Here is a 23,979-nt window from a genome sequence, read left to right as displayed (position 1 = left end):
TTTACGCGCGTGTCATCAGATGCGGCAGCAACGCACCGGAGCGGTGCGGAACCACGTCGATCCGCGCGTCGTGCAAGATCGGTTGCACATATTGCAGCAGCGGGATGACCTCCGCGTTCTCGGCGATGCGCCGGTCGACCTCTTTCCAGCCCGCGATCCGCTTTGCTTCGTCTCTCTCGCCCCAAAGCGGGAGGATGGCATTAAAGGTATCCTCGCCGTCCCATACAGAGTGGGGTGAGGGACCGAACATGGCGAACCCTGTAGAGGTTGTCGGATCGCCCACCGAGTTGCCCCAGTTATAGAAGGCGGCCGGGGCCAGCTGGTCCGCGGCACGCAGTTCAAAATGTTTGGCGATCTCGTAGACTTCGATCTCGGCTTCGATCCCGACACGACGCCATAAGCCGACGATGGCCTGAATCATTTCGAAATCCTTGGGTTTGTAACCCTTGGTGGTTTGGATTTTGAATTTGACCGGATTGTCGGGGCCATAGCCCGACGCGGCCAGCAATTCCTTGGCCTTGTCAGGATCATAGGGCACCTTGATGCTGGCGTCATAGGCGGGATAGTCGGGCGTTTGCAGCGTGTCGATCGGTACGCCGTAGCCTGACAACAGCCGGTCGATAATCGTACCCTTGTCGATGGCATGGGCCGCCGCCATGCGCACATTGGGGTCGGTCATCACCTCAATATCATTGAGGAAAATCATCCCGATGTCAGAGATCGGCTCGGCCTTGCCTGCAAGCCCGTCCTTGGCCTTAAGGCGGTCAAATTCTTCATAGGGCACTTCGAGCGTGACGTGGGAATTGCCCGATTCCACCTCGGCCACGCGAGACGCGGCGTCAGTGACGAACTTGATGGTCACGGTCTTGAATGCCGGCGCGCCACCCCAGTAATTATCGTTTGCTTTCAGGCGCACAAAAGCGTTGCGTTCAAACTTTTCGACCATGTAGGGGCCTGAGCCGATTGGGGCGGCTTCGAACCCTTCGGCGCCAACCTCTTCGTAGTATTTCTTTGGCATGACATATCCGGTTAGAAAGGACATCCACTTGAAAAACGTCGGCTCGTACTCGGGCATGTCCGCGGTCACGCGATTGCCGTCGGCGGCGATGTTGGTGATCTTGCCCCAGATAAACTGGATCGGGCTGCCGGTATCGGGATTGGCGACACGTGCGAGGGACCAGGCGACATCTTCGGCCGTCAGCGGATCACCATTGTGCCACGTCACCCCGTCCCGCACGTCCATCCAGATGCCGGTGCCATCGTCGTTCCAGCCATAGTCGGTGATGATGCCGGAGCCGAACGACAGGTCTGGGTTCTGCGGAATGTAGAGGTCAAAGACAGATTGATAGAACCCCTGAATGGTGGGGTTTACCGCCGACAGACCCACCGTCGGATCCCATGAAGGCAGGTTGACGTTGTAGGCGATAACCAATTCGTCAATGTCCTGCGCAAAGGATGGCAGGCCGACGGTTGTCATCGCAGCCGTGGCCGCGCTCAGTTTCAAGAGGCTTCTTCGGTTCAGTTTCATGGTGTTTCTCCCTTTTTAGTCTCTAGTTTTGTTCAGTTCCCGGCCAGTTTTTTCGCCAACATCGTGCCCGGCCCGGCACCTGTGCCACCGCCAGGCCAGACTGCAGCGCCGGTATGGTAAAGATTGCGCAGCGGCGTGCTGCCGTCGGCATAGCCCCGCGCGGGTCGGTTCATGAAGTGCTGGTGCAGGTGGTGGCTGCCGCAGACCTGATCGCCACCGATCAGATTGGGGTTATCGACCTCAAGCATGTCGGGGGTGACGATATATTTGGCAATGGTGTTGCTTGCCGTACCCGGGGCATAACGTTCAAAGATATCCAGCGCGCGTTTGGCAAAGGGCATGGCCGCTCCCTCCCAGTCGGTTGCGCTGATCTTGCCCGCTGCATCGCCCCTGATCAGGCCTGGTGCCATGCGGACTTGTAGCCATAGCACATGTTTCCCCTCTGGCGCGCGGGTCGGATCGACAACGGTTGGCTGGCCCACGACGATGACGGGCTCATCCGGCAGCAATCCGGCTTTGGCCTGCGCATAGGTGCGCGCCATCTGATCCATCGATGGTGCAAGGTGTACATAGGCAAAGCGCTTGAGCTCGGGCGCGGGCCAATTGGGCAGGGCGTCCATCGCCAGATGGATCATCATCGTCCCAGGGGCGTGCTGAAAGCGAGCCATTGCCGCCTCGTGCCGGGCATCCCCCGTGCCGCCCGTCAGGCGCAGCAAGGCTGAGGGTGAAACATTGGCAATGACCGCCCTTTCCGCGCGTGCAAAACGGCCATCAGCTAAGGTAACGCCCGTCGCACGTCCTGCGGCCTGTTCGATTTCTGTAACTTCCGCGTTGAGGTGTAATTGTCCGCCGTGGGCCTTAAGCATCTTGACCATGGCGTCGGTCATCGTCTGCGCGCCGCCTTGGCCCAGCACCATGCCAAACGCCTGCCCGGCCATCGCTTCGAGGTAGGGAAAGACAGCGCCGCCTGCGACGTCTGGCGCGAAATCAAGATGCATGCCCCAGGCTGCCAGGGTCGCCTTGACGTGGTCGGATTCGAATGTCTGATCCAGCCAGGCGCGCGGCGACATCATAAGGAAACGGGCCATATCAAGGCTGCCACTGCCGCCCTTCTTGCGCCACATCTTCCAGCCCAGCGAGGACAGCGCGCGCATGTTCATGGGACTGCCAAGCACGGCAAAGATCGGTTCTGCTTCGGTCGGAAAGGCAGCGGTCAGACTGTCCCACGCCTGTGCGTCGGCAGTCGAAAGTCCGGCAACGCGCGCGCGGGTGATCGCGGCATCGTTGGAGATGCCCAGCCAACGCCCATCGGGGAAAAGTGTGGAAAACGGATTGCCTGTGGGGGCAAAGGCAAGTCCGTGGCTGGCAAGCTCTTCGGCGTTTTCGGTGTGGAATGCAGAGCCTGCAAAAAGCGACAGGTTCATTGCCGCCCAGTCATGGACAAACCCGGGTTTGGTGTAGGTGCCTGATTTCACTGCGCCGCCGGGGGCCGCGTTTTGTTCGTAGACCGCAACCTTCCAGCCGCGCTTGGCCAGATGACAGGCGCAGGCAAGGCTGTTGTGCCCTGCTCCGATGATAATCGCGTCCATATCCGAGGACATCAGCAGCGTTCTCCCCTGCACAAGATAATTGCAAACGCATGTAAATTTGTCTAGCATTGAATCAGCAACTTGAACGCGAAGAAAATCGTGGGTCTATCAGGGAGAGAATGACATGAGTGCATCGGATGTGGTCAGCAATCTGGGGGCCATGCTGGCCTCTGGTGGGGTCGAGGTTGTGGATTGTTCAGGGGTTCTGGGGCCGGATACGCCTATCCTGCAATTGCCACCGGATTTCGCCAAGAACACCCCCAAGGTCGAGATTCACAAGATTTCGGAGTACGACAGCGACGGCCCCTTCTTTGCCTGGAACTGGATGGTACTGGGCGAACATTCCGGCACCCATTTCGATGCGCCGCACCACTGGATCACCGGCAAGGATTATGAGGATGGCTATACCGACAGCCTTGATGTGCAGCGTCTGGTCGCCCCTGTGAACGTCATAGACTGCTCTGCGCAAAGTGCCGAAAACGAAGATTTCCTGTTGACGGCGGACGGTGTGAAGGCCTGGGAGGCCGAGCATGGCGAGATCGGCGCGGGCGAATGGGTTGTGATGCGCACCGACTGGGACAGCCGTGTTGATGACGAAGACAAATTTCTGAACGCGGACGAAACCGGGCCGCACAGCCCCGGGCCGACACCTGATTGCATCGAATATCTGCTGAGCAAAAAGATCGTAGGCTGGGGGACGCAGTGCATTGGCACTGATGCGGGACAGGCGGGCGGGATGGAGCCCCCCTATCCGGCGCATAACCTGCTGCATCGGGACAATTGCTTTGGTCTCGCATCGCTGGCGAACCTCGACAAACTGCCGGCCAAGGGGGCGATTTTGATCGCGGCCCCACTCAAGATCAAGAGCGGCACCGGGTCGCCCATCCGGGCACTGGCGCTTGTGCCCAAAGGCTGATGGCCAAATTCGACCATTTGATTATTGGGTCGGGCATCAACGCGTTGGTGGCCGCCGCTATGCTGTCGCGCAAAGGCGACAGCGTGCTGGTGATCGAGCGGGAGGACCGCATTGGTGGCTGCATGTATACCGATGAAATCACCGTGCCGGGCTTCCGGCACGACGTGATGGCGGCGACCTTTGTGCTGTTTCTGACTGGCCCGGCGCATGAGGCCTTGGGCGCGGACTTGGTAAAACATGGTTTGGAGTTCTGCCATTCGCCACACCCCACAGGCGTTTTGCGGCCTGATGGATCGTCGCTGGTTTTGCAGACCGACCGCGAAGCCAATCGCGCTGCGTTTAACGCCAAAGGGGCTGGTGACGGCGACCAGCACGTGAATGATGTTGGCGCGGTCGAAAAGGATGCGGAGTTTCTTTTTGCCCTTCTGGGGCAACCACTTTGGTCAAAACAGACGGTGTCATTGCTAAGCAAGCAGGCGTGGAAGAAGGGTTTCAATGGTCTCAAGACTTGGTTCGGAGAGGCAATGGAGCCGTCGCGCGGGTGGTTGCAGACACGGTATTCAAGTGCAGAGGTGCAGGCGATCTGGGCGCCTTGGTGCCTTCATGTGGGTCTGACGCCGGAAAGCAGTTATGGCGGGCAGATGGCGCGGGTCATTGCCTTTGCGTTGGAAGCAGCAGGCGCGCCTGTGATCAAAGGCGGCGCAGGGCAGGCTGCGGCGGCGTTTCAGTCCCTGATTGAGGCCAATGGCGGATTGATCCGCACAGGGGTCGAAGCAAAAAGGATCATGGTCAGCGGGGGCCGGGCGCATGGGGTCATCACCGCCGATGATGAACAGGTCTACGCGGACAGCGTGATTGCCTCTACCGCGCCGGGACAGCTTTACGATGCATTACTGTCCGGCGATCATGCGCCCGAAACGACCAAGAAATTCCGTCACGGTCGGGGCAACTTCCAGCTGCACTATGCCTTGGACGGGCCGGTCGCATGGAAGACCGCGGGGCTTGATCAGGTGGCGCTTCTGCATCTCGCAGATGGAGTCGATTCAGTCTCTAAATCATGTAATGAAGCTGAAAGAGGCTTGTTACCAGAAGTGCCGACAATCTGTGTCGGTCAGCCGCATGTTCTGGATCCAAGCCGTTGCCCGGATGGCAAGGCGGTCCTTTGGTTGCAAATTCCCGATGCGCCAAGCGTGATCAAGGGGGACGCGGCGGGCAAGATCAAGACAACGCCGGACTGGACGGAGGACATGCGCGAGGCCTATGCGGATCGGATTGAAGGCATCTTGAAAAAGCACATCAAGGGGTTCGACAAGTTGGTGCTGAAGCGCCGCGCGTATTCCCCTGCTGATCTGGAAGCGATGAACATCAATCTGGTGGGCGGTGATCCCTATGGCGGGGCCTGTGCAGTGGACCAGTTCTTTGTCTGGCGGCCCCATGCAGGTCAGATCAACAACGAAACCACGATCAAGGGTTTGCACCACATCGGCGCATCGACCCATCCCGGACCCGGGTTGGGTGGCGGATCGGGGCTGAACGTCGCGAACGCGATCATAGCGGGCGAACAGAACCCGGTACGCAAGGTCAAAGATTATCTGGGGATCAAATCGTGAGCGATGGTGGCGCAGAGCAGCAGCTTGACGAACTGGGGCTCGAAAATTTTGCACCCTATCTGATGAACCGCATCATGGGCCGGTACAATGCGGCATTGCAGGATGAAATGGCAGCAATTGGGTTGACCACTCCACAAATGCGCTCGCTGGCTGTGCTGAGTACGATCGATGGTATTCTCATACGTGAATTGGCGGTCTACGCGGTCGTCCAGCAATCAACACTTAGCCGCGCATTGGACGCATTGGCGCGGGATGGGCTGATTGAACGTGAGACCGACACCGAAGATTCGCGTGCGACACGGGTGTTCATCACACGCGCAGGGCGCGAGGCCTATGCGCGACTTTGGCCGCATATGTCGCGGGCTTACGAAGCGATGTTCAAGGATATCAATCCGGATGAACATGCAGCTTTTGTCGCAACACTCAAAACCATGCTGCGCAATGTGCGCATTCACGATTTTTAGGCTCTAATCCGGGGGAAACCATGGCGGAACGGTCTTTCAAGGCGGAGGTAGAACATCTGCGCAAAGGCGACGGTGATGTCTTTACCGGTGAGGGTATTCTGGCCATTACCAAGGCGCTCTTGGAAAACGGTGTTGGCTATGTGGGGGGGTATCAGGGCGCGCCGATATCCCATCTGATGGATGTGCTGTCAGACGCTGAAGAGCTGATGGGCGAGCTGGGCGTGCGGTTCGAGGCGAATGCGTCTGAAGCTGCCGCAGCTGCCATGCTGGCGGCATCCGTCCATTACCCCATTCGCGGAGCGGTCACGTTCAAGGGGCCGGTTGGTGTGAACGTCGCCTCGGACGCCCTGGCGAACCTGTGCTCATCCGGCGTGACTGGTGGCGCACTGATCATCGTGGGCGAGGATTACGGCGAGGGATCGTCGATCATGCAAGAACGCAGCCACGGCTTCGCTATGAAATCGCAGTTCTGGATGCTGGATCCACGCCCGAACCTGCCGTCGATCACCAAAGCCGTGAAGGACGGATTTGAACTGTCCGAGGCCAGCAATACCCCTGTGATGCTGATGGTGCGTATTCGGTCATGTCATGTCACCGGCAGTTTCGAGACCAGTGATAATGTCCCGCCGCCGCTGACCATGAAGCAGGCGATTGCAGCACCGCAATCAGATTTTCAGCGCGTCGTGCTGCCGCCCTGGTCCTATGTGCATGAACAGCAGAAGGTAAAAGAACGTTGGCCCGCGGCAGAGAAGTTCATTGTCGAGAATAATCTGAACGAGGTGATGGGCCCGCAAGGCGCGAAGATGGGTATTGTGTTGCAAGGCGGCATGTACAACGGGGTCATTCGGGCCTTGCAGCGGCTAGGGTTGGCGGATGTCTTTGGCAAAACGGATGTTCCTCTATACGTGCTCAATGTCACTTATCCCCTTGTTAGAGAAGAATTCGACGCCTTTTGCGACGGCAAGGATCACATCTTGGTCGTCGAAGAGGGACAGCCAGAACATATCGAACAGCACCTTGGCAGTTTCCTTTACAAGGCCGGGGCCAAGCTGAAGCTTTATGGCAAGGACGTTCTGCCTATGGCCGGCGAATACACCGGTCAGGTGATGCTGGACGGAATGACAGCGTTTTTGAAGAAAGCCGCACCTGACATGTTGCCGGGGCAGGTGCGCGCACCAAATCGCGATACACCTGCAATCCCCGATTTGTCCAAGGTCGTGCCGATCCGGCCGCCGGGATTTTGCACAGGGTGTCCTGAGCGGCCGATCTTTGCGGGTATGAAACTGGTCGAAGAGGAATTGGGCAAGCATCAGATCACTGGTGACATTGGATGCCACTTATTTGGATCTTTGCCGCCGTTCGAGATTGGCGGTGCAACGATGGGTTATGGGTTGGGGCCTGCGGCCAACGGCGCCTTTGACGGCGGGGGTGAGCGGCGCGCGATCTCTATGCTTGGGGATGGCGGGTTTTGGCACAATGGGCTCAGCAGTTCCATCGGGAACATGGTGTACAACAAGTCTGACAATGTGGTGGTGATTGTCGATAACTACTATTCCGCGGCCACAGGCGGGCAGGACCTGTTGTCGAGCCGGGCGCAAAGCGACACCAAGAACACCGGCAATCCCATCCAGGACGCCTTGAAGGGCGTTGGCGTCAAATGGATCAGGACGATTGATCACACGTATGACGTGGCCAAGGTGCGCGACACCGTGCGCGAGGCGCTGACCACGGATTTCAAGGGGCCAAAGGTGATTGTCGCCTCCTCTGAGTGCATGCTGAACAAACAGCGCCGCGAAAAGCCACTGCGCGCGAAGGCCATCAAGGAAGGGCGACGCGTGGACGTGCCGCGTTTCGGGGTGGATGCGGATATATGTACCGGGGATCACGCCTGTATCCGGCTGTCAGGCTGCCCGTCGTTGTCACTGAAACGACTGGACGATCCGCTGCGCGACGATCCGATTGCGCACATCGACCAGACTTGCGTGGGGTGTGGCAATTGCGGCGAAGTGGCGGATGCTGCGGTGTTGTGCCCGTCGTTCTATCGCGCGGACGTGGTGCACAATCCCGGCGGGCTTGAGCGCTGGTGGGCAGGAAAGCGCGCGGGGATCATCGGGTGGCTGCAAAAACGGCGCGATGACAACCGGCTGCGGTTGTCTGATGCAATCACTGTGGCGGCCCCTGAGGGCGCGCGGGCGGCACCGCTGCCGCCGATGGGGGCATTGAAATGAATATGGCCGTGAAGCCCAAGGCCGACACGGCTGTGGGCGAGATCCTAAAGCTGGCGATCATGGCCGTGGGCGGCCAAGGCGGCGGCGTACTGACATCCTGGATCGAAACGCTGGCGCGATCGCAAGGGTATGATGCGCAAGCAACTTCTGTTGCGGGGGTAAGTCAGCGGACAGGAGCCACAATCTATTACCTTGAGATGACGCCAAGCACCGGGCAGCAACCCGTCTTTGCGCTGGCGCCCTCTGGTGGTGACGTCGACGTGTTGATTGCCGCGGAAATGATGGAAGTCGGGCGGTCGATCATGCGGGGGTTTGTGACACCTGACAAAACCACGTTGATTGGATCGACACACCGGCAACTGGCGGTAAGCGAAAAGTCCATTCCCGGGGATGGTATCGCCGATGCCGACGAAGTGCGCGCGGCAGCTGAAGTGGCCGCCCAAAGACTGATATTGGCAGATATGGACCGGTTGGCGGTCGAGCAGGGATCGGTCATTTCCGCGTCGCTTTTCGGCGCGTTGGCTGGGTCTGGCGCCTTGCCTTTTACGCGCGCGGCATTTGAAGATGCCATTCGTGCCGGCGGCAAGGGGGTGGAGGCGTCGTTGCGGGCCTTTGATGCTGGCTTCAAGACCGCAGATCAAGGGCCGAATGCACTGGCGCGGGCACCTGTCGCGGATGGGCCAAAGATCATCGGACCGAAAGCGAAGATGCGCGACTGGGCCGCGCTGCTTGAACAGGTCAAGGCGCTGCCCGAGCCGGTGCAAATGATGGCTGAGACCGGGTTACGCAAGGTCGTGGATTTTCAGGATGTGGCCTATGGCGCGGGTTATCTTGCAGCGGTGTCACGGGTGCAATCCGCGGACAGCGCCAGTCAGGATTGGCTGCTCACCAACGAGGCGGCAAAGTACATCGCCAATGCCATGGCATATGACGATGTCATCAAGGTTGCGGACCTCAAGACACGTGCGTCTCGCCATGCCCGCATCCGACAAGAGATGGGCGCGGGTGACGATCAGCTTATACAGCTCACTGAGTTTTTTCATCCCCGTGCCGAGGAAATCGCGGGCCTGATGCCTGCAAAGATGGGCGCTAAATGGGAAGCGTCAGAACGGCGCATGGCGCGGTTGGATCGCTGGTTTGGCAAGGGCCGTCGGTTGCGAACGGATAGCCTGCGCGCGTTTTTGATGCTGCATGTCCTGGGAGGATTGAAAGGATACCGTCTGCGCACGCGTCGCCATTCGGTTGAAGTGGCCCATTGTGAAAAGTGGATGCAGGCCTGTCTTGAGATGGCCGCGCAGGACTACGCGCTGGCGGTAGAATTGGTGCGGAACCGTCGGTTGATCAAGGGTTATTCCGATACCCACGCGCGCGGATTGTCCAAGTTCGACCGCGTGATGGCAGCCGCGCACCTGCTGGAAGGTCGCGAAGATGCGGCCCAGTGGATGGCGCGCCTGCGCGAGGCTGCGTTACAGGACCCAGCAGGCAAGGCGCTGGAGGGGGCGATTGCCACCGTTGAGAGTTTCGTCTGACGGCGTCGGGGGCTGATCAACGCAGTTTTGCACATGACACAATAACGTAAGGCTCTTCACGGCAAGCTCACCTGCCGGTTTGCCGCCAATCTGCAAATGTGCCAGCTCTCTATCGCACAACATCCTCTTGATCCCTGCCGTTTCCCCGCCTATACGGGCGCTCGTCTGGAATCGCTTTTGCGGCTTCGGACCCTTCTGCCATTGGCGAAGTGAAAAAAGAAATGACGATGCATCCTCCGGAGGGCCACTGCGGTGAAGACCCTGCAAACCCCGAAGCTCTGATCGCGCCATAACTTCGTGGAGATACCACGAGCATCATAGGAGATATGTCGATGGACATTATCGCAGAACTTGAGGCGGAACAGATCGCCGAACTGGGGCACAAGATCCCCGACTTCCGCGCGGGCGACACTGTTCGCGTCGGTTTCAAAGTGACCGAAGGCACGCGGACCCGTGTGCAGAACTACGAAGGTGTGTGCATTGCGCGCAATAACGGTCATGGCATTGCCGGATCGTTCACCGTCCGCAAGATCAGCTTTGGCGAAGGGGTCGAGCGTGTGTTCCCCCTGCATTCCACCAACATCGACAACATTACCGTGGTGCGCCGCGGCCGTGTGCGTCGCGCCAAGCTCTACTATCTGCGCTCGCGTCGTGGTAAATCCGCCCGCATCACCGAAAATTCCAACTACAAGCCCCGCAAGGGCGCCGAAGCGTAAAGGACGTAGACATGAAAGCCGATACACATCCCGACTACCACATGATCAACGTCAAGATGACCAATGGCGACATCGTGCAGATGAAATCCACTTGGGGCAAGGAAGGCGATCAGCTGTCGCTTGACATCGACCCCTCCGCGCACCCCGCGTGGACAGGTGGCTCTTCGCGCCTGATGGACACCGGTGGTCGCGTGTCCAAGTTCAAGAACAAGTACGCCGGTCTGGGCTTCTAAAGCCTACCCGCAGCGTTCCGGATCAAGGCGCGGCCCGATGGGTCGCGCCTTTTTCAATTGCCCGATGGCTGGCTCAGTCCGATGCCGCAGCCATCACTTCCACCTCGACCTTGAACTCCAGTCGGGTAAAGCCCGACACGATCACCAGCGTTGAACTTGGCAGGTGCTGACGTTGGCCAACAAAGGCATCGCGGGCCGCCATATACCCCGGCATATGGGCGCGGTCGGTGACATACGCCGCGATATGAAAGACATTGTCAGGTGTCATCCCTGCCACGCGCAGAATTTCGGTGATGCTGGCAAAACAAATCTCTGCTTGGGTCTGGGCCTCGGGCGGGATGCTGTCATCAGTCCTGATGCCCAACTGGCCAGACGTCTGCACGATACGGGCACCTGCCGGTATCTCCACCCCATGTGCGTAATTACCAAAGGGTGCCCGCAACGCGGTGGGTGTCAACGCTTTCATACAAGGCCTCTATTCCGTCGCTTACGAAAACTCTTGCGAGTCGGGTCATTCTTTGCAAGCATCCAAATACATCTCTGGCACAGATCAATTCTCAGGGCCATGCAACGTCGTCTCTTCAAGGAGGGTGGTCGCATGTGCGTTCTGCTGTTTTTTCACCGGATCATCGGGCCGGGGTGCTGCTGATGTCTGTACGCGGATACTGGGCAGATCTGCCATCCTCCGACTTTGCCAAATTGCCCCTTGATACAGTCGCGGTACTTCCGTTGGGTGCGATCGAACAGCACGGACCACATCTCCCCCTCAGCGTGGACCGCGATCTGGCGGATGCGGTGGTCGCAAAAAGCCTCGATGCCCTGAGCGACCAGCAGAACGTTCTGTTCATGCCGACGCTCGCCGTTACCAAGAGCGGTGAACATGATCAGTTTCCCGGAACGCTGAGTTTGAGTGCGGAAACCCTGCTTGCAGTTCTGCGTGACATCGGGGCCAGTGTCGCGCGAACAGGTATCTCGCGGCTGGTGCTGTTGAACGCGCATGGCGGCAATGCGCCTGTATTGGACATCGCCGCGCGCGATCTGCGTATGAAATATGAAATGATCGTTGCCACGTGCAGCTGGTTTGGTTTTGCAGAAGACGATGGTGCAGTTGACCCCCAATCACTCGCCGATGACATACACGCTGGCGAGTTGGAAACCTCCGCCATGTTGGCGGCCCATCCTCAAAAAGTGGACATGTCGCAAGCGCAGGACTTTACGCCCGCCATGGCTGCGTGGCGTGCGCAGTACCGCTTTATCGGGCTCAACGGGCAAGCGGCAAAGCCCGCGTGGGTCGCCGGTGACTTGAATGCGCATGGTGCCTGCGGGAACGCCTCTGTGGCTAACGCGGAGAAGGGTGCGCATCTTTTGTCCTCCGCCGCGCAAAATTTTGCAGCGTTCCTTGACGAATTTGCCCGTTTTGACCTGCGACATAGCGATTCATGAGCGCCCAGCATGTCATAACAAACGTGGTGGTTCCCAAGGCGCTGGTCAGCGCCCCTCAACGCTTTGGCGGTGATGAAAAAGGCGACTGTCTGCTGGGCGATCTCGTGGTCGAGGACGGCAAGATCTTCCGTATGCGTTCAGGCCCAACAAAAGGTGCTGCACGTCTTGTCCTGCCGCGCCTGACAGAGCCGCATGTCCATCTCGACAAATGTCATACTGTCGATCGGCTGGGTCCTGTCGGCGGCAACCTTCATGACGCCATCACCGCGCAATTTGAAGATAAGCAGCGGTGGACCACCGATGACCTGCACCACCGCGCCTCGCGCGGGCTGCGCGAACTTGCAACAGCAGGCTGCCGCGCTGTGCGCAGCCATGTCGACTGGCACCGCGAAGACAGCGCAGCACCGCCCGAGGCCTGGCACGTCCTATGTGATCTACGCGCGCAGATGCGCGGTACGCTTGACCTGCAGTTGTCGCCTTTGATCGGTGTGGACACGCTGGCGCAGCCCGCTTTGGCTGATGCCATCGCTCAACTGGCGTCAGAGACGGGTGATGCGATGGGCTGTTTCGTTTACGATCAGCCGCGCCGCGCCGCAGGGATCCAACAGGCATTTCGGTCTGCCGACAAATACAGCGTGCCGCTGGACTTTCACGTGGATGAAGGGTTGGACGCTGACCTTGACGGTCTGAGCCTGATTGCCGACACCGCGCTGCAGCTGCGGTTTGAAGGCCCGATCCTGTGCGGACATGCTTGCAGTCTGATGAATTTGACAGGCGATCCTCTCAAGCGGCTCCTCGATAAGGTGGCGCGTGCGGGGCTGCATATCGTGACGTTGCCCACCACCAACCTTTACCTGCAAGGTCGGACCGATGGCACGCCAGACAGGCGAGGCTTGACGCGGATCCGCGAGCTCCAGAATGCCGGGGTGAACGTGATCGTTGGCACCGATAATGTCCGCGACGCGTTCTGCCCCGTAGGCCAACACGATCCGGTGTCATCGCTGGCGCTGGCAATCCTTGGCGGGCACCTTGATCCACCGCTCGGGCGCCTGCTCCCGATGATCACGACCCAGGCCAGCAGCGCCCTTGGGCTGCCTCAAACTTTCGTGGACGGGGCGGCCCCGGACGATCTTTTGGTATGCGACACGGGCAGCGTGTCGGACCTGCTGGCAGGCACCTGTACCCGCACCCCTCTCACAACCCTTATGGCGGAGGCCGCCCAATGACATCCTTATCCGGTAAAACCCAGATCGACTGGGACGCCTTCACTCAGGCGCTGGACCCTGTCGAGGTGATAGACGAACCAGTGCTGATCAAGAAAAGGTCCCGTGACTTTTTCTGGTATAGTCCCATCCTGAACGCAGAACTGCGCCGATGTTTTGGCGATTTGGTCGCGGTTCCCAAAAGCGTCGAAGAACTGGCACGTTGCCTTGCCACTGCGTTTGATTTTGATGCCCCCGTTGTCGTGCGTGGCGGTGGCACCGGAAATTATGGGCAATCCGTGCCCATGGATGGCGGGCTGATCATCGAGATGACGGGCATGAACAAGATTCTGGAGATCGGCGATGGTTTCGTACGCGCGCAGGCTGGCGCGCTTATGGCCGATGTCAACGCTGCCCTCCGGGACCACGGTCGCGAAATGTGCATGTTCCCTTCAACACAGGACATCGCGACCATCGGGGGGTTCGTGGCGGGCGGATCATCGGGCATCGGATCGATTGCCAACGGCATGCTGCGCGATCCCGGCAACCTGCGTGCGCTTAAGGCGATGGATGTGACCTCTGATCCCAAGGAGCACCTTTTTGAGGGTGAAGACGTGCTGCAGGTGCACCACGCCTGGGGCCTGAACGGCGTCATTACCGAGGTTACGCTTAGGACCGTCCCGGCACAGGACTGGATCGGATGCATAGCCACCTTCGATGACTATGCGACGGCTTACGCGACAGGGTATGCGCTGGCACAGATGCCTGAGATCGGCTGCAAGCTGATCAGCACGGTAGACGCTCGCATCACTGATTATTTCCCCCGACTGAAAGGGCACGTCCGCAGCGCAAAGCACTTGATGGTATCGATGATTCCTGCCGATCAGATCGACGCTTTCCGCGCTGTGATCGAAGATAACGATGGCGTGCCAGATCTGACGCTGACAGAGGATCAGCGCATCGCGGCAAAATTGCCGCATGTCTTTGATTTTTCATATAATCACACCACGCTTCAGGTGCTCAAGGCGGATCGCAAGGCAACCTATCAGCAAATCGGCTGCCCCGCGCCGCCGGACCCGCAGGCAATTGCGGACCTGCGCCCAAAGCTGGGCGATGACGTCTGGATGCATCACGAGTTTGCAAAGGTGGGCGGCGAAATCGTGACATTTGATCTGCCGATCATCTGGTTCACCAGCGAAGATCGCCTGGCAGAGATCAACGCAACATATGCCGCCAACGGATTTCCGGTCTATGACGCCCACACATGGCAGGTCGAAGGGGGCGGCCTAAAAAATGCTGACTATCGCCACCTTGCATGGAAGAAACGCATGGACCCCAAAGGCTTGCTGAACAGCGCCAAAAGCATGGCATGGGACAGTGTCAAAGACCTAAGCCCGGAAGACATCGAAGCAAAGGCAACAACATGAACGATATCACGACAACCCCGCTCACCTCGGCCTTTGGGGTAAGAATCGACGGCCTGTCCCTTGAGCGCGCCGCAAAAGGTGAAGGATTTGCAACTCTGCGGGGGCTTTTCGAAGATCACTCCGCCCTCCTGCTGCGCAATCAGACCATGACCGATGACATCCATCTGGCCTTAGCGCGCCAATTCGGAGAGGTCGAAGACCGCCTCGCTGATGAACGCAAACCCGGCGAAAAGTACGAGGTCCCCAAGGTATCCAACGTGCGCGCAGATGGGTCGGTCACCGGCGAAATGGATCTGCATACCCTCAACCTCAAGGCCAACATGCTATGGCACGCAGACAGCACATTTTTGCCCCGGCCTGCGCTGACCAATATCCTGATCGCCCGCGTGGTCACATCATCGGGCGGTGCGACTGAACTTGCCTCAACACGGGCGGCGTGGGCCGAAATGCCCGAGGCCCTCAAGGCGCGGATCCGGGGGCGCGGCATCTGGCACGCATACAGCCATTCGCGCGCGCAGATCGCCCCTGAACTTGCGAAAATGCCCATGTTTCACAAATGGCCAGATCAGCATTGGAAATCCGTTTGGACGAACCCGGAAAACGGACACGAGGCACTCTATATCGCGAGCCACGCCTATCAGGTCGATGGCTACTCCAAAGAAGAAAGCAAGGCATTGCTGGACGAACTGATGGAGTTTTGTACGCAGGACCAATTCACCTACGCGCATAACTGGCGGGTCGGCGATGTGCTGATCTGGGATCAGCGCGCCGTCCTGCACCGCGCCACACCATGGCCTTATGAAGAGCCGCGTACGCTGTCCAGCCTTTGCGTCACGGTTTCCGATGCCGACGGGTTGTCCGACATGGCTCTGGCCGCATCCTGAAGAGGAACATCCGATGGCGCTTATGATCCTGATCGCACAAACCGCCTGCCTGACTTTCTTGGCATTGTGGCTGACCACTGGCGTGCGAGACAACGTTCTCTACCCGCTCAACAACGAAGCTTTCACCGCCGAAGTCATGACAATGGCGCGAATGCAGGTGGATTACCCCGAAAGCTATGCCTTGGTCGCGCACCGAAAGGTAGAAAGCCGCAAGCTGCAATTGCTGGCTTTCCGGCTGGTCGTAATTTGGGAGCTTCTCGCGTGCATTGCGCTTTGGGCAGGCGTCGGCGTTATGGTTTTAGCCATTCTCAATATGATCGACACACAAATAGCCCTGGCCATCGGGCTGGCCGGAACCCTGATGTTTACAACCACATGGGCGATGTTCCTGATCGTCGGCAATCATTTTAGCTACTGGTTCAGCCATGAGGGCGCGCAGAACACGCATTACCAGATGACGCTTTGGGGGATCGCGACGATGATCTTTCTTGCGGTCGCCTGAGCGCTACAGCACCTCGTACAGAACGATCGTGACAGCCGACTGGTGCCGCGCACCTACCCCGACAAAGAGCGCGCGATTGACCCAATCATAGCGCGCATCGCCCGTTTCCAGACGCGCGTGGGTGCGCATATAGTAGCTGGCAGGATCAGCCGCCTCACCGCGCGCAACCGCGTCCAGCACCTCTTTCGGCCCATGCCGAAAACCATAATTGATGATCTCAATCACCGCACCATCTTCAGTCTCAAAGGCATAACGCGTGTCCAGCTCTGCCAGGCCATTCGCAAATACCGTTTGCCAGTCTGCACCCACGTCCAGCACACGCCCGTTCAGGCGGTGCCCCGACACGGTTCCGCCGATAATCGGAATGATCCGCCGCGCCCCAGCACGGCCCTGTCCCAATTCGCGGACCGGGCCCAGCGTGACCTCAATCCGGCAGGCTTCTTTCAGTTGTGGAGTCGGCAGGGACATGGGCGTCGTCACTTTGGCTTGCGTGTCAGGATGCGGCCTCTCAATATAGCGGCAACTTGAATGAGAACCCAAGAGCGGGAGCACTGAAATGGGACTACAGGATTGGGCCGGACACGTTGCGGTGGTGACAGGGGGCGCATCTGGGCTGGGCGCGGCGACCGCCAAGGCGCTGGCAGACGCCGGGCTGAAAGTCGCGCTTTTTGACCTTAACGAAGCGGCGGGCAAGACGGCTGCCAAGGCCTTGGGCGGTCTGATTTGCAAAGTTGACGTATCGGACCCGGCCAGCGTCGCCGACGGACTGGCAAAAACTAAGGCTGATCTCGGCGCGCCACGCGTTCTTGTCAATTGTGCAGGTATCGGACTTGCGGGCAAAACCACTTCGCGCGGGGAACCGCATGAGTTTGCGATGTTCGACAAGACAATTCGCATCAACCTGATCGGCAGCTTCAATTGTGCCAGTCAGGCCGCTACCATGATGGTGGGCGAAGACCCGATGGCCCCCGACGGCGCCCGCGGCGTGATCATCAACACCGCATCGGTCGCAGCCTTTGACGGTCAGATTGGTCAAGTGGCCTATTCGGCGTCCAAAGGGGGCGTGGTCGGCATGACACTGCCCATGGCGCGCGATTTGGCTGACAAGGGCGTGCGTGTCTGTTCCATCGCACCTGGGTTATTCCTCACACCGATGTTGGAAGGCCTGCCAGAGGACGTTCAGGCCTCGCTTGGCGCGCAGGTGCCGTTCCCGTCGCGGCTGGGAAATCCGGCGGAATACGCCAAGCTGGTCTGCCACATACTGGACAACCCCATGCTGAACGGCGAGGTGATCCGCCTTGACGGGGCCATTCGGATGGCCCCACGGTAGACCATGCCCAACCCTGCCCCCATTGACGACATCATCACACTAGACGCGCTGCACCGCGACCCGTTTCCGATTTATCGTCGCTTGCGGGCCGAAGCCCCGGTTCTGCGGGTCAAGGCCGTAAACCGGACGCTGTTGACCAAGGCGGCTGACACGCGGGCCGTTAAAGAAAACCCCGGCGTCTTCAGCTCGGACGATCCCAACACACCGATGAAGCGCGCTTTTCAAGCGCACACCCTGATGCGCAAGGATGGCGAAGCCCACAAACGAGAGCGCATGGCCATGGCCGCAACCTTTGCCCCGTCGGTGATCAAGAATGAATGGGTGCCCGCATATCAAGAGATTGCCCAGGATTACGTGGCGAACCTGCCCCGTGGCGAGGTAGTGGATCTCTTCCCTGCCCTGTCAGGCCCCTATGCAGCGCGCGGGTTGGCGGTGCTGCTGGGTTTGGATGAGGCCAGCGATAACGACATGCAACGCTGGAGCCAGACACTGATCGACGGTGCAGGCAATTTCGGGTGGCGCGATGATCTGTTTGCCGCCTCGGACGCAGCCAACGCAGAAATGAATGCGCTTTTCGACAGCCTTCAGGACCGGCACCGTGCCGATCCTAACAACTCTGCCTTTTCGGTCATGCTGAATGCCGAAGACCCTATTGAGCAAAGCCAGATCTATTCGAATATCAAAATCGCGATCGGTGGCGGCATCAACGAGCCCCGCGATGCGATGAACACGATCCTCTATGGCCTCCTGACGAACCCTGACCAATTGGCCGAGGTAAAACGCAAGGACGACTGGGATGCCGCGTTCGAAGAAGGCATCCGCTGGATCGCCCCAATTTCGGCCTCGTCCCGGCTGGTGAAGGAAGACACGGAGATCAGGGGCCATTTCATCCCCAAGGGTGACACGGTCATGACCATTCAGGCCAGTGCCAACCGCGATGAAGACATCTATGAGGATGGCGAAATCTTTAATGTCTACCGTGACAAGGCCCCGCATCAGGCGTTCGGAAATGGCCCGCATTTTTGCCAGGGCACACATGTCGCGCGGCGCTCCATCGGGCAGATCCTGCTGCCGACGCTCTTTGACCGCTTCCCGAACATGAGCATCCCCAATACCGATGATGTAATCTTTCGCGGCTTCGGGTTTCATGGGCCGGTTCAAATCCCTGTCCTACTGCAATGACAGACATGCCTCATGTCCTCATCGCCGGGGGAGGTGTCGCCGGACTGTCGCTTGGACTGACACTTCATCAGATCGGCGTGCCTTTCACCGTTCTGGAGTCTGTGACCGAACTGCGCCCACTTGGCGTTGGCATCAACGTCCAGCCCAACGCCGTTCGCGAACTCTTGGATCTGGGGTTCACCAGAGAAGACCTCGACAGTGCGGGCGTGCCAACATGCGAATGGGCGCTCGTGGGGCGCGGCGGACAAGAGATATATGCCGAACCCCGCGGCACATTTGCCGGGTACAACTGGCCCCAATACTCAATGCATCGCGGCAAGTTCCAGATGCTGCTGGCGGCAAAGCTCAAAGAGCGCGCGGGTGAAGACGCGATCATGCTGGGGACGCGTGTCGTCGGGTATGAGAAAAGCACAAGCGGTGTGACGGCACACATCACGCGTGCAGATGGCAGCGCGGACATCATCAAGGGCAGCTTGCTGATCGGCGCCGACGGCATCCATTCCAAAGTACGGGCCACCATGCACCCGAACCAGCCACCGTTGCATTGGGGCGGCGCAATTCTGTGGCGTGGTACAACGCGGGCCAAACCCATGCGCACCGCGTCTTCGTTCGTCGGCCTTGGCACGGTGAAACAGCGAATGATCATCTATCCGATCTCCGCCCCCGACCCCACCGATGGTCTGGCGCAGATTAACTGGATCGCCGAGATCACGATCGATGACCCCTCTGCGCGCGATAATGTCGGCTGGTTCCGGCAAGTGGAAGTGGCTGATTTTGCCCACCATTTCGACGACTGGACCTTTGACTGGCTTGATGTGCCCAAGCTGCTCCACGGTGCAGAAGTCACCTACGAAAGTGCGATGATCGACCGCGACCCGGTGCCGACCTGGGTGGACGGCCCTGTCGCGCTGATGGGCGACGCGGCTCATGCGATGTACCCCACCGGATCAAACGGGGCCAGCCAGGCCATCATCGACGCGCGCGAAATTGGTGTGGCGATGCTCGAACATGGCATCAAACCTGACGCGCTTGAGGCCTACAACGCCAAACTCTGTGGGCCCGTTTCCGAGCTGATCCTGCGTAATCGTGGGCATGGGCCATTCGGCTTGCTGACGATCGTCGAAGAACGCTGTGGCGGCGCATTCAGCAACATCGACGATGTCGTCTCACCCCAAGAGCGGTCGGAGTTCATGGCAAAATACAAAGCCGCCGCCGGGTTTGCCATGGAAACACTGAATTCTGCACCACCGACGATCCCGGCTGGGGCGCGGATTTCCTAACCGGCCATCGCGATCAACGTTTCGTCTAACCCGCGCACCGCACCTGACTGAAGATATTCCATCGCTTTCAACGCCGCCCCATGCGCCTCAGTTGAAGAACCCGCGACACAATCCTCGACAACCCGGCAGAAATAGTCGCCCTGATGCCCGTCGACAAAGGTGTAGTGCACGCAAACATCCGTCAGCCCACCACACAGGATCAGCGTTTCCGCCTTGAGGCCCTTCAACAGAATCTCCAGATCGGTCCCATAGAAGGCGGAATAGCGTCGCTTTTGGATAACGTAGTCCCCATCGACAAAGCCCATCTCTTTCTTGGCAATCTCGGTGTTCGGATTGGTATCGAGACAGTGAACATCCTCGTCCCCGTCCAGTTCGCGCCCAAAGTCCACCAGATCAGCACGGTGGATTTCCTGGATGAAGATTACAGGAATGTCCGCACCCCGGGCCGCGTCGATCAATTGACGCGATGCCAGCATGCGGTCCGCATAGCCCGGCATGTTGTCGATAGACCGTACAGCGCTGTCATCCGCGAATGTACTGGCCTGGATATCGATAACGATCAACGCGGGCCGCCCTTCAATCAACCCGCGCGCTTTCTTGTTGGCGTTTGCCATCTCGAGATCCCTTTGCTGTGTTTTCTAAAGCAGTAACGCCGCTCAGCCCATGTGATGCAACGCCGTTATTTCCGCCTGAAGCCACTCCGCAAAGGCATCCCGCGCGTCTGTATCGACAGAGGGTAACAGGGCAAGGTAGTACCCTTCGTCGGCAGCCAGCGGAGGCAACCGAAGCACCGCAAGCTGACCGGCCAGAATGGCCGCCCGCGACACCTGACAATGCGCAAGCGCGACCCCTGCACCGGATATTGCAAGATCAACAGACAGACCGTGGGTATCCACAAAGAGCCCGGCCTCCAGCGCGATCGGTTTTGCATTCGCTTTGCCCAGCGCCGCCCAGTTTTGCGTCAAGCCGACAGGCTGGATCAGAGCAAGACCTTCAAGGTCAGCCAGCCCGCAATCTGCACCTAGGCGCGTCGCTATCTCCGGTGCCGCGACCATGTGCAGAAAGGATGGCTCCAACAAACGCGCACCATGCCCTACGACATCAGCAGATCCAAACCGGATCTCGATATCGGCGGTAGTGGTTGAAAAATCGTCTGGCCAGATTGTTGTTGCGATTTGCACGGCAATATCCGGATGCCTTGCCGTGAACGAAGCCAGACGTGGCGCAATAATCCACTGCGCAATGCTGGCGCTGGTTGCGACGACCAACTTGCGTTTGCTGACAGTGGGCTGAAAGCGCGCCGTCGCCCGGCCCAGCTGCGCCATTGCGGCTGCCACATCAGGCAGTAACAAGCGCCCTGCATCGGTCAGCTGCAGTGCGCGGTGACGCCGCACGAATAACTGTTTGCCCAAACGATCTTCGAGGGATCGCACATGCTGGCTGATGGCAGACTGGGTGAACCCCAACTCCTCTGCCGCAACCGTGAAACTGAGGTGCCGCGCAGCCGCCTCGAAAGCGCGAAACCATGTCAGCGGGGGGAGCCCCTTTTTCATCACATAAGACTTTCTAATGCTTTCACGGTTTTTTCTATCGTTTGTGGGGAAGTAAGGGAACCGTTAGGTTCATGCGCATGAGGAAAGGTGCGCCATGATCCCCGAAATCCGAAAACTGGTCAGCTATCAAGAGGACGTGCTGATCGAAGGTTTCAAACCCGCTGACCCGCCTTGGCGGCTTTATGCCGTTGCCGCCGTGCTGACCAATCCATGGGCCGGACGGTTCGAGGAAGATCTCAAGCCGATCATTCACGCGTACGGCCCGATCTTGGGCGAAACGCTGACAAACCGGATCACCGAAATGACCGGCGGCGGAGAACAGATCGAAGCATTTGGCAAAGCAGGCGTGGTCGGACTGGACGGCGAGATCGAACATGCCTCTGGCCTGATCCATACACTGCGATTTGGGAATTTCTTCCGGCAGGCCGTCGATGCCAAATCCTATCTGGCCTTCACAAATATCAGGGCGGCAGCGGACACTTCAATCCAGATCCCGCTGATGGACAAGAACGATGTTGGTCGCAGATCGCATTATCTGACGATCCAGTTCTCCATCGCAGACGCCCCCCGCGCGAACGAAGTCATCGTGGCGCTGGGTGCCGCCACAGGCGGACGCCCGCATCATCGCATTGGTGACCGGTATCAGGACCTCAAGGATCTGGGACATGACGTGGACAACCCAGCCGCGGTCTGAGGGCGCGGGCGATTTGGCATATTTCAAGGCGGGAAAAGGGCCTGCGCTGGTGTTGATCCATGGCGTCGGTCTGCGGGCAGAGGCGTGGGGCGCGATTATCCCACTCCTGTCAGATTACTTCACGATCTACGCCGTCGACATGCCCGGTCACGGGCAGTCCCCGCTCGGCGATGTTTCAGCGCTCTCTCACTATGCCAATCGGGTCCTTGACATGGTCGACACAGTGTCCGGCCCGATTTTCATAGCTGGGCATTCGATGGGCGCAGTCATTGCACTGGACGTGGCTCACCAACGCGTTGACAGAATTGCAGGGATCGCCGCAATAAACGCAATCTACCGGCGCAGCAAAACGGCCAGTGCCGCGGTCAAAGCCCGCGCCGCAGAAATCGCCGCGAAAGGGTCTTTAAATCCCGGCGCCACGCTGGACCGCTGGTTCGGCGAAGATCCGCAAGGCCCGCTGCACGCCGCATCCGAGGCCTGCGAGAAATGGCTGACCGGTGCCGATCCCAAAGGCTATGCCACCGCCTATGGTCTATTTGCCAGTCAGGACGGACCGAATGACGCGGTGCTGACCGCTCTTCCCATGCCCGCCTTATTCATAACTGCAGACGGTGATCTGAACTCAACACCAAAGATGTCCCAAGCCATGGCGCGACTTGCGCCCAAGGGGCGGGCCATCAGCGTACCCGAGGCGGCACATATGTTGCCAATGACCCATCCTGAACACCTCGCCAAGGCAATCTTAGACACCTTCGAGGGGACCGTGATATGAGCATGAGCCCGAAAGAGCTGCGTCGCGCGTTTGGCCGGTTCTTGACAGGTGTGACCGTGGTCACCGCCCGCGCTCCGAATGGCGAAGCAGTCGGCTTTACCGCGAACTCATTCACCTCCGTCTCACTTGACCCGCCGTTGTTGCTTGTCTGTCCGGGCAACCACCTCTCAAGCTTTGACGTCTTTCGCGAAACTGACCGCTTTGGCATTTCAGTTCTCGCCGAAGGGCAAGAAGACATCTCGAACCTTTTTGCTTCCGGTTCCGGGGATCGGTTTGGCGCCACGAACTGGACAGCGCCCAAGTATAACATCCCCCTGATCACCGGTCGCGCGGCTGGGTTCACCTGCGATCTGCACGAACGGGTTGTCGCAGGCGATCATCTGATCCTGATCGGGCGGGTCACCCATTTCGACAACGCCGAACTGCCGGGGCTGGGATACGGACCAGACGGCTATTTCACCCAAAGCAGCGAACGCGAAGCCGAAGCCCCGCACGCCGTGGCAACCCGCGCCAGTGCGTTGCTCGAAGACGCAGATCACGTATTGCTGAACGAAAATCTGGAGCTGCCCACGGTTGAGGTACCACCGGGACAAAGCCCCCTGCAAACGCTGCTAAATGATCTCAAGTCCCGCGAAATCGAAACCGCCCTCAGCGTCGTTTACGCCGTCTACGACGAAGCGGCGAACCGACGCCGTATCGTCTTTCGCGGCACGGCAAAGACGCCGCAACCGGGCCTTCGACCGGTAGACATTCAGACGCTCCCATACGCCCCGATTGCCGACCCGGCACTCAAATCCCTGCTGACCCGATTTGCCCAGGAACATCAGACAAAGACCTTTGGCCTCTACGTCGGGGGCGAAACCGAGGGCGATGTCCTGCCCACAGAAGAAAGGTAAC

The 23,979-nt window shown here is 59.1% G+C and carries 24 protein-coding genes; 18 read left to right on the top strand and 6 right to left on the bottom strand.

Annotated features, from left to right (window positions below):
• Position 1 precedes the first annotated feature (1 nt).
• Together H9Q16_RS15575 and H9Q16_RS15570 are read right to left on the bottom strand one after the other, a co-directional pair.
• Complete coding sequence (locus H9Q16_RS15575; RefSeq protein WP_191076336.1) at positions 2-1,528, bottom strand: ABC transporter substrate-binding protein; 1,527 nt, start codon at positions 1,526-1,528, stop codon at positions 2-4.
• Between the two features lie 32 nt (positions 1,529-1,560).
• Positions 1,561-3,129 carry a phytoene desaturase family protein gene (locus H9Q16_RS15570; protein WP_191076335.1) on the bottom strand — a complete coding sequence of 523 codons (1,569 nt, stop codon included), beginning with the start codon at positions 3,127-3,129 and terminating at the stop codon, positions 1,561-1,563.
• Positions 3,130-3,241: 112 nt separating this feature from the next.
• Here H9Q16_RS15570 and H9Q16_RS15565 point away from each other — a divergent pair, with 112 nt between their 5' ends.
• From H9Q16_RS15565 to rpmE, 7 genes are all read left to right on the top strand, one after another.
• Entirely contained in the window at positions 3,242-4,033 is a 792-nt protein-coding gene (locus H9Q16_RS15565; protein ID WP_191076334.1) for a cyclase family protein, read from the top strand.
• A complete protein-coding gene (locus tag H9Q16_RS15560; RefSeq protein ID WP_191076333.1) occupies positions 4,033-5,643 on the top strand; it encodes a phytoene desaturase family protein in 1,611 nt (536 codons plus the stop codon). Before H9Q16_RS15565 ends, H9Q16_RS15560 begins: the two co-directional genes overlap by 1 nt.
• Positions 5,640-6,107 (top strand): MarR family winged helix-turn-helix transcriptional regulator, encoded by a 468-nt coding sequence (locus H9Q16_RS15555; protein ID WP_343067867.1) that lies wholly within the window; start codon positions 5,640-5,642, stop codon positions 6,105-6,107. The genes H9Q16_RS15560 and H9Q16_RS15555 overlap by 4 nt, the downstream gene beginning before the upstream one ends.
• A 20-nt stretch (positions 6,108-6,127) precedes the next feature.
• Entirely contained in the window at positions 6,128-8,335 is a 2,208-nt protein-coding gene (locus tag H9Q16_RS15550) for a thiamine pyrophosphate-dependent enzyme (RefSeq protein WP_191076332.1), read from the top strand.
• A 2-nt stretch (positions 8,336-8,337) separates the two neighbouring features.
• Positions 8,338-9,864, top strand: a complete 1,527-nt coding sequence (locus tag H9Q16_RS15545; RefSeq protein WP_191076825.1) for an indolepyruvate oxidoreductase subunit beta family protein — start codon at positions 8,338-8,340, stop codon at positions 9,862-9,864.
• Positions 9,865-10,196: 332 nt separating this feature from the next.
• Positions 10,197-10,580 carry a 50S ribosomal protein L19 gene (gene rplS / locus H9Q16_RS15540; RefSeq protein WP_191076331.1) on the top strand — a complete coding sequence of 128 codons (384 nt, stop codon included), beginning with the start codon at positions 10,197-10,199 and terminating at the stop codon, positions 10,578-10,580.
• A gap of 11 nt (positions 10,581-10,591) precedes the next feature.
• Positions 10,592-10,813, top strand: coding sequence for a 50S ribosomal protein L31 (rpmE, locus tag H9Q16_RS15535; protein ID WP_191076330.1), 222 nt, complete (start codon positions 10,592-10,594; stop codon positions 10,811-10,813).
• A 73-nt stretch (positions 10,814-10,886) separates the two neighbouring features.
• Here the strand turns inward: rpmE and H9Q16_RS15530 are convergent, their stop codons facing one another.
• The gene (locus tag H9Q16_RS15530) at positions 10,887-11,279 is read right to left on the bottom strand and encodes a RidA family protein (RefSeq protein WP_191076329.1); all 393 of its coding nucleotides are present in this window, start codon (positions 11,277-11,279) and stop codon (positions 10,887-10,889) included.
• Between the two features lie 182 nt (positions 11,280-11,461).
• Here H9Q16_RS15530 and H9Q16_RS15525 point away from each other — a divergent pair, with 182 nt between their 5' ends.
• The 5 genes from H9Q16_RS15525 to H9Q16_RS15505 are packed head-to-tail and all read left to right on the top strand — an operon-like array spanning position 11,462 to position 16,271.
• Positions 11,462-12,256: a creatininase family protein gene (locus tag H9Q16_RS15525; protein ID WP_191076328.1), complete on the top strand. Its 795-nt coding sequence runs from the start codon at positions 11,462-11,464 to the stop codon at positions 12,254-12,256.
• The gene (locus H9Q16_RS15520; protein WP_246455769.1) at positions 12,253-13,482 is read left to right on the top strand and encodes an amidohydrolase family protein; all 1,230 of its coding nucleotides are present in this window, start codon (positions 12,253-12,255) and stop codon (positions 13,480-13,482) included. The genes H9Q16_RS15525 and H9Q16_RS15520 overlap by 4 nt, the downstream gene beginning before the upstream one ends.
• On the top strand, positions 13,479-14,885 hold the full coding sequence (locus H9Q16_RS15515; RefSeq protein ID WP_191076327.1) for an FAD-binding oxidoreductase: 1,407 nt from the start codon (positions 13,479-13,481) through the stop codon (positions 14,883-14,885). Before H9Q16_RS15520 ends, H9Q16_RS15515 begins: the two co-directional genes overlap by 4 nt.
• Positions 14,882-15,769, top strand: a complete 888-nt coding sequence (locus H9Q16_RS15510) for a TauD/TfdA dioxygenase family protein (RefSeq protein WP_191076326.1) — start codon at positions 14,882-14,884, stop codon at positions 15,767-15,769. The genes H9Q16_RS15515 and H9Q16_RS15510 overlap by 4 nt, the downstream gene beginning before the upstream one ends.
• 13 nt (positions 15,770-15,782) lie before the next feature.
• Entirely contained in the window at positions 15,783-16,271 is a 489-nt protein-coding gene (locus tag H9Q16_RS15505; protein ID WP_191076325.1) for a DUF2165 family protein, read from the top strand.
• Between the two features lie 3 nt (positions 16,272-16,274).
• On the opposite strand, the gene H9Q16_RS15500 is transcribed toward H9Q16_RS15505, so the two are convergent.
• Positions 16,275-16,739, bottom strand: coding sequence for a DUF3237 domain-containing protein (locus H9Q16_RS15500; RefSeq protein WP_191076324.1), 465 nt, complete (start codon positions 16,737-16,739; stop codon positions 16,275-16,277).
• 88 nt (positions 16,740-16,827) lie between these two features.
• Between H9Q16_RS15500 and H9Q16_RS15495 the strand changes: the two genes are divergently transcribed.
• From H9Q16_RS15495 to H9Q16_RS15485, 3 genes are read left to right on the top strand one after another with little or no spacing between them, the layout of a single operon-like run.
• A complete protein-coding gene (locus tag H9Q16_RS15495; protein ID WP_191076323.1) occupies positions 16,828-17,601 on the top strand; it encodes an SDR family NAD(P)-dependent oxidoreductase in 774 nt (257 codons plus the stop codon).
• Between the two features lie 3 nt (positions 17,602-17,604).
• Positions 17,605-18,783 carry a cytochrome P450 gene (locus H9Q16_RS15490; RefSeq protein WP_191076322.1) on the top strand — a complete coding sequence of 393 codons (1,179 nt, stop codon included), beginning with the start codon at positions 17,605-17,607 and terminating at the stop codon, positions 18,781-18,783.
• The gene (locus tag H9Q16_RS15485) at positions 18,780-20,063 is read left to right on the top strand and encodes a flavin-dependent oxidoreductase (protein WP_191076321.1); all 1,284 of its coding nucleotides are present in this window, start codon (positions 18,780-18,782) and stop codon (positions 20,061-20,063) included. The genes H9Q16_RS15490 and H9Q16_RS15485 overlap by 4 nt, the downstream gene beginning before the upstream one ends.
• Here the strand turns inward: H9Q16_RS15485 and H9Q16_RS15480 are convergent.
• Both H9Q16_RS15480 and H9Q16_RS15475 read right to left on the bottom strand, forming a co-directional pair.
• Positions 20,060-20,677, bottom strand: coding sequence for a cysteine hydrolase family protein (locus H9Q16_RS15480; RefSeq protein WP_191076320.1), 618 nt, complete (start codon positions 20,675-20,677; stop codon positions 20,060-20,062). The two genes, H9Q16_RS15485 and H9Q16_RS15480, sit on opposite strands and share 4 nt — an antisense overlap.
• A 42-nt stretch (positions 20,678-20,719) precedes the next feature.
• Entirely contained in the window at positions 20,720-21,616 is an 897-nt protein-coding gene (locus H9Q16_RS15475) for a LysR family transcriptional regulator (RefSeq protein WP_191076319.1), read from the bottom strand.
• A gap of 94 nt (positions 21,617-21,710) precedes the next feature.
• On the opposite strand from H9Q16_RS15475, the gene H9Q16_RS15470 reads away from it, so the two are divergent.
• Genes H9Q16_RS15470 through H9Q16_RS15460 form a run of 3 tightly spaced genes read left to right on the top strand, consistent with a single transcriptional unit; the run spans position 21,711 to position 23,978 of the window.
• On the top strand, positions 21,711-22,310 hold the full coding sequence (locus tag H9Q16_RS15470) for an amino acid synthesis family protein (RefSeq protein ID WP_191076318.1): 600 nt from the start codon (positions 21,711-21,713) through the stop codon (positions 22,308-22,310).
• Positions 22,282-23,082 (top strand): alpha/beta fold hydrolase, encoded by an 801-nt coding sequence (locus tag H9Q16_RS15465; protein ID WP_191076317.1) that lies wholly within the window; start codon positions 22,282-22,284, stop codon positions 23,080-23,082. The genes H9Q16_RS15470 and H9Q16_RS15465 overlap by 29 nt, the downstream gene beginning before the upstream one ends.
• The gene (locus H9Q16_RS15460) at positions 23,079-23,978 is read left to right on the top strand and encodes a flavin reductase family protein (protein WP_191076316.1); all 900 of its coding nucleotides are present in this window, start codon (positions 23,079-23,081) and stop codon (positions 23,976-23,978) included. Before H9Q16_RS15465 ends, H9Q16_RS15460 begins: the two co-directional genes overlap by 4 nt.
• Position 23,979 lies beyond the last annotated feature (1 nt).

This window comes from Sulfitobacter aestuariivivens (assembly GCF_014763045.1).
Taxonomy (GTDB): Bacteria; Pseudomonadota; Alphaproteobacteria; order Rhodobacterales; family Rhodobacteraceae; genus Sulfitobacter; species Sulfitobacter aestuariivivens.
Note: the sequence above shows the minus strand (reverse complement) of the source record. Positions and strands in the feature narration are given on the sequence as shown.